Origin of the sequence: Alteromonas sp. KUL150, assembly GCF_009811475.1 — a bacterium.
Lineage (GTDB): Bacteria > Pseudomonadota > Gammaproteobacteria > Enterobacterales > Alteromonadaceae > Alteromonas > Alteromonas gracilis.
This window is the reverse complement of the sequence record NZ_BLIJ01000002.1, coordinates 1-13,380: the sequence shown is the minus strand read 5'-3', so window position 1 is coordinate 13,380 and position 13,380 is coordinate 1. Positions and strand designations below refer to the sequence as shown.

Genomic DNA, 13,380 nt, shown 5'->3' with positions numbered 1-13,380 from the left:
GTCATGTCTGCTATTGCTTGCTTTTTCACTGGGCACTTACAATCAGCTAACAATTATAAAATGTGTTTTACGTTGAGGATGTAACGCTATGGCTGATTTATTTGAAAACCCCATTGGTTTAGACGGGTTTGAATTTTTGGAATTCACAGCGCCTAAGAAGGGAATGTTAGAACCAATTTTCGAGGCAATGGGATTTACCCGCGTTGCTCGCCACAAGTCAAAAGACGTAGAGCTATGGCGTCAGGGTGATATCAACTTATTAAGTAACTACGAAAAAAATTGTCATGCAGGGTATTACGCGGAAGAACACGGCCCGTCTGCGTGTGGTATGGCATTTCGCGTAAAAGATTCTCAGCACGCCTATAAAGAAGTCCTTTCACGTGGTGCACAGCCTATGGACACACACACTGGCCCGATGGAGTTAAAACTTCCGGCCATTAAGGGCATTGGCGGCGCTATGCTGTATCTAATCGACAGGTACCAAGGCGAAAATACCATTTATGATATCGATTTTAACTGGATTGAGGGCGTTAACCGTCATCCTGAAGGCTGTGGTTTTCATACGCTAGATCACCTTACTCACAACGTTTATCGCGGGCGCATGGACTTTTGGGCTGGATTCTATGAAAAGTTATTTAACTTCAGAGAAATTCGTTATTTTGATATCAAAGGCGAATATACAGGGCTATTGTCTAAAGCGATGACAGCGCCTGATGGCAAAATCCGCATCCCCTTAAACGAAGAAGCCGTTGGTGGAGGCGGTCAAATCGAAGAGTTTTTGATGAAATACAACGGCGAAGGGATCCAGCACATTGCATTCGCCTGTGACGACCTAGTGGCCTGCTTAGATAAGCTCAGAGCGAAGGGCATGAAATTTATGACGCCCCCGCCAAATACTTACTACGACATGCTTGAAGAGCGCCTTCCAGGACACGGTGAAAATGTCGATGAGTTGCAAAAACGAGGCATCTTATTAGACGGCACTACAGAAAATGGCGAGCCAAGACTATTACTTCAGATTTTTTCTGAGACAGTGTTCGGCCCTGTGTTTTTTGAGTTTATCCAGCGAAAACAAGATGAAGGCTTTGGAGAAGGTAACTTCAAAGCGTTATTTGAATCAATTGAGCGCGACCAGGTAAATCGCGGCGTGTTAAACAAGTAACCTTCATCACAAAGAAAAAGTATTGAAGGCAGGGCACGTCGTTTTTGACTGCGTTGTTCTGCCCTCATCCCTATCCTTTCTCATAAAGCGCGCAAGCCGCCCCGCTGGGATCTGTAATTACACAAAAACTGTCGCTCCCATGATGCCGAATTTTACCCATTTGGGCCCCGCCGTTTTCCACCGCTGCCGCTAAAGCAACCTCTAAACTGTCAACGGTAAAATAATTTATCCACCCGCTAGGATAGTCGGCATTTACGCCCCGCTTATGACAGATGCCCCCTACTGGCGTGCCATCGGGTTTCATTACCACATAATCACTGTAGCCCCCCATATCTATTGCTTCTTTTTTCCAGCCCATAACGGCTTCATAAAAGCGCACAAGTTGGTCTGCATCTTCTGTGGTAATATCGCACCATGCTGAATCGGCCATAATTTCCCTTCCTCACATGAAAGTTGGGTTTCAAACTATAAATATAGCGTAAACGGCAGCAGACGTTTTTGAATTAGTGCTTAACGAGTAGTTGAACCTTTCTTGATGAGAAAGTGCATATGCCAATAAATATTCACTGCATAGTCACTGTTAATCGATCGCACGTCGATATTTTTACTATTGACGGTGGTCCGGAAGTCGATTTGTAGATAGATCAATCAAGCATTCACTCAATTCCCGACGCGGGATTTTTTGAAAAAACCGACTATTGTCAAGGGAAGAAATTGCAAAAAGGCTAAACATTTTCTATTTTAATGGTAGACACAGCCTGTGGAAAATGCTTGTTAAATCGAGAATGTTATCCACTGCACATTGTTTGTACAGTTTAATTAATATATATATTTCAAATACTTAGAATAAGACCCCAAACTACTCAACAAACTTATCCACAGATTAAGTGGATAACACGTAGAAGTTAGCCACAGTTAGTGGTTTAATGTGAACATCTTCGAAGTTTTCATTTTCTTGGTTTCTCATGCCCAAACAAACGCTTTTAGTCAGAGAATCATTATTCACTATTCACAGCTTAGATCCCCAGAGTAATATTCCAGCTTCTGTTCTCAATAGCCCCCTTTTTTTCTTGGGTAAAACAGAGGATGAGCTATCAATTGTGGTTCCCGACTCCGTCGAAGTTGATTCACTTGATAGTGACGAGGGGTGGCGAGCGTTAGAGCTTTTGGGTCCGTTACATCTATCGATGGTAGGCATAATGGCGCAAATTGGTGAGGTACTTGCCTCGGCGAAAGTGGCAATCTTTGTTGTATCAACATTCGAAACTGACTTCTTTCTTGTTAAAGATAAAAAGTTAAGAGTCGCGATAAGAGCTTTAAAAGAAGCGGGCTACTCGGTAAATGAGGACCATTAGACCTGTGAACGCCAAACAACTTCAGAACGCACCAGATAAATTCACTAAAGAATTTACTACGCTAAGCCCATTTTCAGGTCAGGTTATCCCTATTTCACAAGTAGATGAGCCCTTTTTCAAAAAAGGTTACATGGGACCTGGCGCTGCGGTAACGTCTACTTCTAATACCGTAGTATCACCATTTGATGGAAAAGTGCTGAGCGTGGCTCCCCTAGACTATGCTGTTGATATACAGTCAAAAGCGGGTCTTAAATGTAGAGTGAAATACGGGGGTGACACAAGTCATCTTCACGGCGCACAGTTTGGGGGCTCGCTAACACCTGGAGACGCTATATCCACTAAACAGCCCCTATTTACCGTAAATTCTGCGTGGCTTAAACAGCGAGGGGTCAGCAATATCTGTGTGCTAACCGTGCTTAATTCGCAGGCACTTCTTGGCGTGTTGCCTACTCATCAACGATTTCTAGAAGCCGGAACCGACGTCCTTTTCACCCTCTACCTATAGTGCGTGTTGATATTTTCAGTCCATTAAGCCCAAAATTCGTAACGCAAAGTTCAACATGTCTTAATGCCTCTGCGTTAAAAATACATGGTAAGTAAGTTTATCAACGTACTAACAGCTTGTATGATGTAGCAAAAGGTCAACGAATTTTCGGTGCGCTGCTTTAGATGGAGCTTTGTTATCTCTATACAGTATCAGTCATCTTAAGATTAGCGCCCAATATAGGCACTGTTGAAAATAGTGCCTTCTTTGTAAATACAACTAAGTAGTACGGAAGAATTCATCATGAGCACTATCCTTTACGGGATCCCAAACTGCGATACCATAAAAAAAGCTAAAAAATGGTTAACTGACAATGGCATTTCGTTTTCATTTCACGATTATCGCAAAGACGGTATCGATAACGATTTTCTCGTTCGAGCAGAAGCGGAATTAGGCTGGGAAGCTATGGTAAACAAACGCGGCACAACATATCGTCAATTAGACGAACAAGAAAAGGCGTTTTTGGATAAAGATAAAGCCCTGGCGTTGCTTGAACTTCACCCTGCAATGGTGAAGCGCCCTATTCTTTTGCACAACAATACTTTTCACATTGGCTTTAAACCAGCTCAGTATGAGGAAATATTTTGTTAAACGACTCTGTAATTGATATTGCTAAGCAATTAATTAATCGCCGCTCTGTAACACCTGAAGATGCCGGTTGCCAAGACGCTATGCGTGAATTCTTAGGCGCACTGGGTTTTAACAATGAAACTATGGTTTTTGAAGACACCACCAATTTGTGGTCTCGTCGAGGAAAAGAAGGCCCAGTTTTTTGTTTTGCCGGCCATACCGATGTCGTGCCGAGTGGACCTGAAGATTCGTGGAAAACGCCGCCTTTTACCGCAACGGAAATAGATGGTTATTTGCACGGGCGCGGAGCGGCCGATATGAAAGGTAGCCTTGCGGCAATGCTTGTTGCTACACGGGAGTTTGTGAATAAACATCCCGACCACCAAGGTAGTATCGCTTATTTAATTACCAGTGACGAGGAAGGGCCTTTCATTAACGGTACAACCCGCGTTATCGATACCCTTGAAGCTCGCAATGAGAAAATTGACTGGTGTATCGTTGGCGAACCGTCATCTACCAATGAAGTGGGTGATATCGTTAAGAACGGTCGTCGAGGCTCGTTAACCGGAGATCTGGTTGTCAAAGGCATTCAAGGTCACGTCGCCTACCCTCATTTGGCAAAAAACCCAGTGCACAGCGCAATGGCAGCGCTTGATGAGTTGGCTAAATCTCACTGGGATAACGGCAACGATTTTTTCCCACCAACAAGTTTCCAAATTTCTAATATTCACGCAGGGACAGGTGCGGGTAATGTTATACCTGGTGAGCTGCACGTATGTTTTAATTTCCGCTTTTCAACCGAGGTGACTGACCAAATCCTTATTGAACGGGTTACAGCGATTTTAGACGCTCACGAACTAGAATATGAAATTAAATGGACGTTTAACGGCCAACCGTTTTTAACCGATACTGGTGCATTGCTTGAAGCGGCGCAAGGTGCAATTAAAGCCGTGAAAGGGTCTCCGACGGTTCTTTCCACTGCTGGCGGCACTTCAGACGGACGCTTTATTGCTCCAACAGGCGCGCAAGTGATAGAGCTAGGGCCGGTAAATGCCACTATTCACAAGATAGACGAATGCGTGAAAATGTCTGATTTAGAGCAGCTAGCTGATATGTACTTCGGTATCTTAGAACGCTTGCTGGCGAAATAGCCTCTATTGGTAGATATGAACCCGATATCAGAACAATCATGGTTAGGCCAGCAAAACGATGCCCTCGTTGATGCTGGCAATGGCCATCGGCTGCATCGCGACGTAATATCGCCGTTTCTTGCGATGCAGGATGCTGCGCAAAAAGACGGCATAGACTTACAATTAGTCAGTAGTTTTCGCGATTTCGACAGGCAAACTGCCATATTTAACCGCAAATGGACTGGCCAAGCTCAGCTTCTCGATATCAAAGGCGACGAACTGTCTTACGAAGCGCTCAGTGATAACGAAAAGCTACACGCAATTTTGACATGGTCTGCGCTACCGGGCGGCAGTCGCCACCATTGGGGCACTGATATTGACGTGTACGACAGAGCCGCCGTGCGTAACTGGGGCGGTAAGTTTAATCTTGTCGAAAGCGAATATATAAAGGGAGGCCCTTGCCATACGCTTTCCTGTTGGCTCACTGACAATATGGAAACATTTGGCTTTTATCGCCCGTTTTCAGTTAATACTGGCGGTGTGGCGGTGGAGCCTTGGCATTTAAGCTTCGAAAACACCGCACGTGTTTTTGAAAATGCCAGAAACTTAGATGGCTTCACAAAGGCCATTGAGCAAAGCGATATAGAAGGCAAAACTTGTATTTTGCCGCAGTTGCCTACCCTGTATAATCGCTATGTCTTGAACAAAGGGCACGAGCCTACGGAATTTATATGAGTACGACCTGGGTTATTATCATTATTGTTTTGGTATTGGGCGTTGTGATTGGGAATATCACTTTGCTTAAATATAGTGCTAAATTTAAATTTCCCACGCCTTCTAAACCTTTTGATGACGATGAAGACGACAATCAGCCCAAGAGTAATGGCGGCTCGCATGCATCGAGTAATACGCAAAATGAAAATTCAGCATTAGCTCAATCGCAGACTTCTCAGCGGCTTAGCCCAAGTAAAGAAGAGCGAACTTCTCATGGCGAGAATGCCGAAAGTAGTGAAACCAGCCAGAAATCTGGGAAGTAACATCTTTCACGTATAACCACATTAGCGATAGTAGCACTTGACGCTTACGCTTAATTTATTCTCCACCGAAAGAATAAAGCGCATTAAGCAATCATGTATATGAACATTTGCACTGAAGAAAAAGCCTTCGAATTAAACCGTTCACTATCTTCCTATCATCTGTAAACACACTCTAAGAGGTTCTAGACGTGTCTAAAAAGCAATCCTTACTGGGCAACATTGGCGTACAAGTCGTCATTGCCATGATTATTGGTACCGCCGCTGGCGCCTTCATGGGTGAAAGCGCTGAAATGTTCGCACCACTGGGCGCCATTTTTATTAACCTGATAAAAATGCTGGTTATCCCGCTCGTGGCAGTGGCACTTATATCGGGAGCTGCAGGGCTTGGTAACAGCACCAACGCGGGAAAAGTTGGGCTATCTACCCTTGCCTATTTCGCTTTAACTTCAGCTCTAGCCGTGGCGCTCGCACTAATAATGGGTGAAGTTTTTAAGCCAGGTGTGGGTATTGACGTTTCATCTGTACAAGGGATGTTCTCCGGTGAATATGCATCTAAGGGCGAACTACCTTCATTTTGGGCCACCGTTACGGGCATGATACCAACCAACGTCTTTGCATCGTTAACTAATGCCAACATTCTGCAAATTTTGGTGTTCTGCTTATTCTTCGGTATTGCCCTTTCTAAGCAGCCCCAAAAGAACCGTGAGCCTATCTTGAATGGGATAAACACCATTGTCGATGCCATGGTATGGATGATTAACTGTGTGATGAAAATAGCGCCTATCGGCGTATTTGGTTTGATGGCCGAAGCGGTAGGTACGTTTGGCTTTTCGGCACTTATGGTGGTATTCAAACTATTCTTAGTGTTTACAGCAGCTATTTTCGTATTTGGCTTTGTGGTTTATCCGCTGCTTGTTCAAATATTCACAAAGACATCCGCTAAGTCTTTTCTTGTGGCAATGAAAAAGCCCCAAGCGGTAGCGTTATCAACCGCATCATCAATGGCTACACTACCAGTTACCATGAACACAGTAGAAAACGAATTGGGTGTAAGAAATGCCACGGCATCCTTTGTACTTCCGTTAGGCGCCACCATCAACATGAGCGGCAACGCCATCTATTATGGTTTGGTCGCCGTATTTTTCGCGCAGCTTTTTAATATTGAGTTATCTATGGGTGCGTATATTGCCATTATCCTAACCTCCACGCTTGGAGCAGTTGGTCAAGCCGGCGTGCCAGGGCCGTCATTTTTGGTGGTTGCTGTGTTGCTTGCTGCAGGCATTCCTATTGAAGGCTTACCGCTACTATTTGCTTTAGATAGGATTTTCGACATGATTAGAACTGCCCTCAATATCACAGGCGATGCAGCCTGCGCCGTGATCATCGACACTATTGCCATTGATGCGGCTGCAATTGAAGATACAGACATCAACGAGATGCGAGATTGATGAATGGCCAGTGAGCACTGGACGCGCTATGTAAGATTTATTATTACTGTAAAAAAGGTGGCCATAGCCACCTTTTTTAATGTTTCAGCGATAGATATCGCTAAATTATTGCGCGTCTTTGGTGCCTTTGTTTTTCACATACTTTTCAAGCCACTGATCTTGCTCCCAAAGGGTATGTAACACACTTTCTTTTGCGCGATATCCATGGCTTTCTTTTGGCAACATAACTAATCGCGTCACCGCACCTAAGCCTTTGAGCGCGTTAAAATAACGCTCACTTTGCATAGGGTACGTACCTGAGTTATTGTCCGCTTCACCATGAATGAGCAGAAGAGGCGTCTTCATTTTTTCAGCATGCATAAACGGTGACATGGAATAATAAACTTCAGGAGCATCCCAGTAATGGCGCTCTTCCGACTGAAAGCCGAAGGGAGTAAGCGTACGATTGTAGGCGCCAGAACGTGCTATACCTGCCGCAAATAAATCTGAGTGAGACAACAGGTTTGCTACCATAAATGCGCCGTAGCTATGACCGCCAACCGCAACCCGCTCTGGGTCAATCAGCCCTTTTTTGTTCAACGCATCAATTGCTGCTTTTGCATTGGCAACAAGCTGCGTTCTAAAGGTATCGTTTGGCTCTTCATCACCTTCCCCTACAATAGGAAATGATGCATCGTCTAGAACAACGTAACCTTTTGTTACCCAATAAATTGGCGAACCATACCATGGGTAAATAAAACGGTTAGGGTTTTGTGTGTTTTGGCCCGCGCTTGATTTGTCTTTAAATTCTTCAGGATAGGCCCACAGGATCATCGGGTAGCGTTTGCCTTCCTCATAATCTGTTGGCAAATACAGCGTGCCCGTTAGGTCTAAGCCATCATTACGCTGATAAGTAATCACTTCTTTCTTAACGGTTTGAATGCTTTCAAACGGGTTTGAAAAATGTGTTAGTTGAGTCAGCGCGTTGTCTTTTAAGCTTCGGAAATAGTAATTAGGGTAATCTTGTTTCGACTCGATCCTTACCAGCAAGCGATCGTTATTTATGTTGAAATCGCGCAATTCTTCGAATTTGTCCGTGTACTCACTTAGATAAACCCGAGATGTTTCAAGCGTTTCTAAATTAAATTTATCCAAGAACGGAAACTGTCCTTCAGGTGTAAACCCCTCTCCCAATAAAAACGCACTTTCTCCGTCTACAGCAAGAACATCTTTGAAGTATTCATTTTTGCGAGTAACAAAACTACCAGGATCACTGTAACTATCTTGATAGCTTCTGTTTGAGATAATCTGTGCGGTTTTACTTTGGTCAGGGCTAAACAAATACGTTTTAATATTGCGCGTATTCCACCAATAATCCATAGCGACGGCTGTGCTGTCGTCGCTCCAAATAAAGCGATAAAACCTGTCTTCTGTTTTGAGGATTTGCTCGGCGTCGCCATCAAATGGAGGCGCTAACTGCATAAGCCTGTCTCGATGGGTGACCTCTGTTTCCGGGTCGCCACCGTCTAGCGCTTCAGCATACACAATGGTATTGGGCTTATCGTTGCGCCACTGAATATCACGAGGCCCAGTGCGAACCGCCATGAAGCCTTGAGGTAAATCTTCAATAAGCGGAACGTCGACAAGTGCTTTAGCTAGCTTACCTTTTTCATCATAAAGGCTAATGCTGTGAGGAAAACGTCTGTAAGTCACTAAGTAGGAAAAAGGAAGCTTGTATTCCTCTACCATCACATAATCGCCGGCAGGAGAAACACTAACATCTCCATACATTCCGGATGTAAGCCAAAGCGAAGGCTGACCATTAAGAGGAACCTTATAAATTTCAGAACGTGCTAATTGCTCGAAATTAAATTCGTCATTTTTGTTTTTCAGCAAATCTTGATACGTGCGGTTTTGTGCTTTTTTACCGTCGCTTACTGATATTGTTGGCCCGCTTGGAACGGCGATACTTGTGTCGATTAACGCTTTTCTATCTTTTGGCACAACTTTTACAAGAAGAGAAAGGCTATCGGCGTTCCAGTTCAGGGGTTCGCCCATATTCGCATTAATGGGTTTATCAAAAAGCTTTCTCGCTGACGCCGCTTCGATATCAAGCACCCACAGCTCAACACCATTATTTGCGGTGTGGGTAAACGCCATAAACCGTTGATTTGGAGACCAAGTGAAATTAGTTAATCGCGGTGTTTCAGGCATACCTTTGATAGTAAGGCTTTCCTTGCTACCTACTCGCTGAACCTCTAGTTTATTATAGTAAGTTACGCGGCTGCCAATATTAGTGGCTGGGTCAATTCTAAGTCCGGCTAGGCGGAGCTCTTCTTTAGATAAGTCTTCTATCGACTTGTAGTTGTCACGAAATAACAGCACCATATTCTTTTGTGCATCATCGACTAGGGTAGCCGGTGCTAGCGTAACATCTACCAGATCAAGAATTTCTTTAGATGGCTTTTGATATTGCAGTGCATCCTGTGCAAATAGCTGAGAAGAGCATGCGGCAAATAGGACAAACATCCATTTTCTTAGCATTCTATTTCCTTAATGTAGTTATTGAGAATATCTAAAAAAAACGAGGTATCGCCTCTGTAAACAAACAGCTGGCTTAATACCTCGCTCTGATATATTTGATAAGCGCATACTTTAACGTTTACGAGCTTTGACGCTTACGAGCTTTGACGTTTAAAGAGGGCTTGTTTTCACCGCAGTGCCGCTAATGCTTACCATAAGCATGCTGCCTTTATCGCCGATGACTTGATAGTCTAAATCGATACCAACTACCGCATTGGCCCCCATGCTTCTGGCTTCATGCTCTAGCTCTGTAAACGCTAACTTACGTGCAGTAGTAAGTTCTTCTTCATAGGAACCTGAGCGGCCGCCAACGATATCCCGAATAGAGGCAAAAAGATCTTTGAATACGTTTGCGCCCATTACGGCCTCGCCTACAACAATACCGTAATACGCTTCAATCTTGTGCCCTTCTAGTGTTGGGGTAGTTGAAACAATCATGTGTAACTCCTTTTAATATGCACCATATTTTTAGCTTTAAAGGCTTTTGCCGTTTAGCTGTTGTCTTTAAACCATTGCTGAATCGACTCAACAAGCGCCTGCGCTTTACTGCTGTCATATGCCACGGTAGGCTGATTTCCCCAAACAGGTTTTGGCCACGCACAATCAGTATCAAACCGCGCAACATGGTGCACATGAAGCTGTCGCACCACGTTACCTAGTGCAGCCACATTTAACTTAAGCGGTGAAAACAGGGCCTGCAAGGCTTTAGACGCTAGGGCCGACTCTCGCAATAAGGTAACTTGTTCTTCTTCTGACAAGTCGATAATTTCCGCAATATCATTTTTCATAGGCACTAAAATTAGCCACGGAAACTGACTGTCGTTCATTAACAGTACACGACATAGCGAGAGATCACAGACAAAAAATGTATCATTGTGTAAACGGCTATCTAACTTAAACATCAAGATTATCCAATGTAGTAGGCACAACGGTAAGCAGAGCGCGTTGACCTATCGCTACCTTTGCATTAGGAAACACAATAGCCTCACCATCTTGCTCTGCAAGATATTGTTTACCCGGCTCAGAGGCTAATACCGTGCCCTTGGGATAGTCAGTGAAATTTGGCATATCATCATCAAAATGAAGTTCAAACTGCTCTTCATTGCGATTTATAACCTGGTTCACGCGATAGATATCAAGGTCGTTGATATCAACCGTGGGCGCATAATCATCTTGAGTAATAAGCTGCGTTATGGCGTTTTTCGCATCTTCAAAACGTCGCATATCGTTTTGCCCGAATGGACGAACTTTACCAAGCTCGACGGTGAATGCATGGGCATTGTATTGGTATGATGAAAAATAGCTAAAGGTGGTTGTGGGGCTCTCTGATAGCAAAATAGTTTTAACACCGCATGCTGCTAAAAATGCAAGCTGACCTTTGCTATGAACCCTGTCATGTAAGTAAGGATAAACAGCAAATTTTTCGTTTTTGGATGCGCGAATTGCGGTATGCAAATCGTAGTGATAACGAATGCCTTCTTCCGCTTCAAAGAACGATGCTACAGCGTCTTCAAGCTGTTTAGCACGCACACGCTCTGCGTTGACCATGCCCTCGCCCTTTGAATGGGCGCCACTAAATAAACGGTTCATGTTTTCTTCAACAAAGCGCTCTGCAATATCCATCGCCGGCAAATTACCGAACAAGAACAACACATCGTGGGACAGGGTAATTGCGCCTGTAAGAATACCTTTAACCAAATCATCACAAATTTCGATGGGCGCGGTCTCGTTGCCATGTACACCACAGGATAAAACGATGCGCTTTTTTTGATGGGCGGGAGACTTTACAGAAAAGCTAATAATACCCGGTGCGGTGATATCGACCCGCGTCCCGTTTGAAAGCATAAAATGGCTAGGTTGTTCGAATAGTGCGGAGTCGCGGCGAGATAAAGCTAAAAAGTTGCCGCTGTCAATAAGTTCTTGCATGATTTTCTGCTTAACTACTCTGTCTGATCTAAATTGTTATCAGTGTACCGAGTGAGGCCTGTAAAATCACGTAGTCTCAATGTTTTATTGTTGCAACATGTAAGCGGGTGATGACGCCCATATAGTTAATGTAGCGAAGAAATATTGAACGTGATCATTTTGACGCAAATGCTAGCGCCACGGCAACGTTGATGAAAAGAGTAAGGGCGGGATTAACACACTGAAAGAGGGAGAGTATGCACTGTTTTTATGCACATTCTATTTAGGCGTAACCGCTACGCCTTTAACCGAGTGGGCGAATTGCCAATGATTATTTCTTGCTGAGCCAACGTAACAAAGTCATTAAATGGGATGGCCCTTGAAAACAAGTATCCTTGGCCTTGCGATACATTCACTTCTCTTAATATGTGAAGCTGTTCTATTGTCTCAATGCCCTCTGCCACAACACTGCACCCTTTCGCGTGACCGATAATTTTAGCCGCTTCGATAATGGCGCGATTGACTGGATCACCCTCTAGTTCCATTACAAATGACTTGTCAATTTTCAATGCGTCTAGGGTTAAGTCTCTTATGTAGGCAAGATTAGAATACCCCTTACCAAAGTCATCAACGGATATGGATACGCCTAAACTGCGTAGCTCATCTAACTGTTTTTTCACCATAAGTGAGTTTGATAAAGCAACATCCTCAGTCAGCTCCAACTCGATTGATGACAAAGGCATGGAGTAAGTATCACTTAACATAGTTAAAGTGGGCACTAACTGATTGTCATAAAGCTGGGTTGGAGAAATGTTTACCGACAAAACAATGGGCATTTTCAGTTCGTTTAGCTGAACCAAAGCTCGGAATGCTTGTTCAAGTGTCCAATAACCGAGTTCATTCATCATATTATATGATTCAGCCGCTTCAATAAGCGGGCCCGGAAATAACACGCCATCTAATGGGTGATTCCAACGCAACAGACACTCGGCTCCTATTACGCTAAGCGTTTTTAAATCCACTTTAGGTTGGTAGTACAACTCAAGTTCATTTTGAGCAAGCGCGCGTTTAAGGTCCGCTTTAAGCGCCAAGCTTCTTCCTGTGTCAGTTTTATCCGATTTGGTCAGCGCATAATAATTTTCGTACTTGTTCTCTTTCGCCTGCTTTAGGGCGGTTTCTGCACGAGAAACAAAGTGTGTTATATCAAAATCGCACTGTCCGCTGCACACCACGCCAACGTTGAAGTCTGCAATAAAGGCCGTTCCTTCATAGTGCATGGGTGTTTTAAAATGCTCGACTAGCCGTTCAAACATTTGACGCATGAATTGTTCGTTGTTCGTGTTAGGAAAAACGATGCCAAATACATCGCCGCTGATCCTACCTACAAAAGCGGTTTGACCAAAAAGAAGCTGAATACGATTTGCTATCTCGAGTAGAAAGCGGTCGCCAACATGGATACCTAAGCTAGTGGTCACGTCGGAGAAACGCACCACATCCACCAGCATCAAAGAAATAGAAGCACTACTAGATGCTTTTTTTGAAATGCTATCGATAAACGAGAATCGATTAGGAATAGTTGCCAGTGATGTATGTTGGCTCATGATGTTTTCCTTGAGCTTTACGCTTCTAGGTACTAAAAACAACTACTTATACCAGTCCGCATAGAT

14 protein-coding genes are annotated in these 13,380 nt (G+C 44.0%); 8 read left to right on the top strand and 6 right to left on the bottom strand.

Features of this window, described 5'->3' with window-relative positions; genetic code table 11:
- The first annotated feature begins 88 nt into the window (after positions 1-88).
- Positions 89-1,162: a 4-hydroxyphenylpyruvate dioxygenase gene (hppD, locus tag GVO62_RS00230; protein WP_159117234.1), complete on the top strand. Its 1,074-nt coding sequence runs from the start codon at positions 89-91 to the stop codon at positions 1,160-1,162.
- 70 nt (positions 1,163-1,232) lie between these two features.
- Here the strand turns inward: hppD and GVO62_RS00225 are convergent, their stop codons facing one another.
- Positions 1,233-1,592, bottom strand: a complete 360-nt coding sequence (locus GVO62_RS00225; RefSeq protein WP_159117233.1) for a VOC family protein — start codon at positions 1,590-1,592, stop codon at positions 1,233-1,235.
- Between the two features lie 535 nt (positions 1,593-2,127).
- Between GVO62_RS00225 and GVO62_RS00220 the strand changes: the two genes are divergently transcribed.
- From GVO62_RS00220 to GVO62_RS00190, 7 genes are all read left to right on the top strand, one after another.
- Positions 2,128-2,517 carry an ACT domain-containing protein gene (locus tag GVO62_RS00220; protein WP_159117232.1) on the top strand — a complete coding sequence of 130 codons (390 nt, stop codon included), beginning with the start codon at positions 2,128-2,130 and terminating at the stop codon, positions 2,515-2,517.
- A 4-nt stretch (positions 2,518-2,521) separates the two neighbouring features.
- Complete coding sequence (locus GVO62_RS00215; RefSeq protein ID WP_159117231.1) at positions 2,522-3,022, top strand: PTS sugar transporter subunit IIA; 501 nt, start codon at positions 2,522-2,524, stop codon at positions 3,020-3,022.
- A gap of 282 nt (positions 3,023-3,304) precedes the next feature.
- Positions 3,305-3,652, top strand: a complete 348-nt coding sequence (locus GVO62_RS00210; RefSeq protein ID WP_159117230.1) for an ArsC family reductase — start codon at positions 3,305-3,307, stop codon at positions 3,650-3,652.
- A complete protein-coding gene (gene dapE / locus GVO62_RS00205) occupies positions 3,646-4,782 on the top strand; it encodes a succinyl-diaminopimelate desuccinylase (RefSeq protein ID WP_159117229.1) in 1,137 nt (378 codons plus the stop codon). The genes GVO62_RS00210 and dapE overlap by 7 nt, the downstream gene beginning before the upstream one ends.
- Positions 4,783-4,797: 15 nt before the next feature.
- On the top strand, positions 4,798-5,496 hold the full coding sequence (locus tag GVO62_RS00200) for a M15 family metallopeptidase (RefSeq protein WP_159117228.1): 699 nt from the start codon (positions 4,798-4,800) through the stop codon (positions 5,494-5,496).
- The gene (locus tag GVO62_RS00195; RefSeq protein WP_159117227.1) at positions 5,493-5,798 is read left to right on the top strand and encodes a DUF2897 family protein; all 306 of its coding nucleotides are present in this window, start codon (positions 5,493-5,495) and stop codon (positions 5,796-5,798) included. Before GVO62_RS00200 ends, GVO62_RS00195 begins: the two co-directional genes overlap by 4 nt.
- Positions 5,799-5,986: 188 nt before the next feature.
- Positions 5,987-7,246, top strand: coding sequence for a dicarboxylate/amino acid:cation symporter (locus GVO62_RS00190; protein ID WP_159117226.1), 1,260 nt, complete (start codon positions 5,987-5,989; stop codon positions 7,244-7,246).
- Positions 7,247-7,351: 105 nt separating this feature from the next.
- Here GVO62_RS00190 and GVO62_RS00185 read toward each other — a convergent pair whose 3' ends face one another.
- The 5 genes from GVO62_RS00185 to GVO62_RS00165 all read right to left on the bottom strand — a co-directional run bounded on the left by GVO62_RS00185 (position 7,352) and on the right by GVO62_RS00165 (position 13,314).
- Positions 7,352-9,769: an alpha/beta hydrolase family protein gene (locus GVO62_RS00185; protein ID WP_159117225.1), complete on the bottom strand. Its 2,418-nt coding sequence runs from the start codon at positions 9,767-9,769 to the stop codon at positions 7,352-7,354.
- Positions 9,770-9,919: 150 nt separating this feature from the next.
- Positions 9,920-10,246 carry a heavy metal-binding domain-containing protein gene (locus tag GVO62_RS00180; protein WP_105930899.1) on the bottom strand — a complete coding sequence of 109 codons (327 nt, stop codon included), beginning with the start codon at positions 10,244-10,246 and terminating at the stop codon, positions 9,920-9,922.
- Positions 10,247-10,299: 53 nt separating this feature from the next.
- Positions 10,300-10,710, bottom strand: coding sequence for an HIT domain-containing protein (locus GVO62_RS00175; protein ID WP_159117224.1), 411 nt, complete (start codon positions 10,708-10,710; stop codon positions 10,300-10,302).
- Positions 10,703-11,734 (bottom strand): succinylglutamate desuccinylase, encoded by a 1,032-nt coding sequence (gene astE, locus GVO62_RS00170; RefSeq protein ID WP_159117223.1) that lies wholly within the window; start codon positions 11,732-11,734, stop codon positions 10,703-10,705. Before astE ends, GVO62_RS00175 begins: the two co-directional genes overlap by 8 nt.
- A gap of 275 nt (positions 11,735-12,009) precedes the next feature.
- Positions 12,010-13,314, bottom strand: a complete 1,305-nt coding sequence (locus tag GVO62_RS00165; RefSeq protein WP_159117222.1) for a putative bifunctional diguanylate cyclase/phosphodiesterase — start codon at positions 13,312-13,314, stop codon at positions 12,010-12,012.
- Between the last annotated feature and the right edge of the window lie 66 nt (positions 13,315-13,380).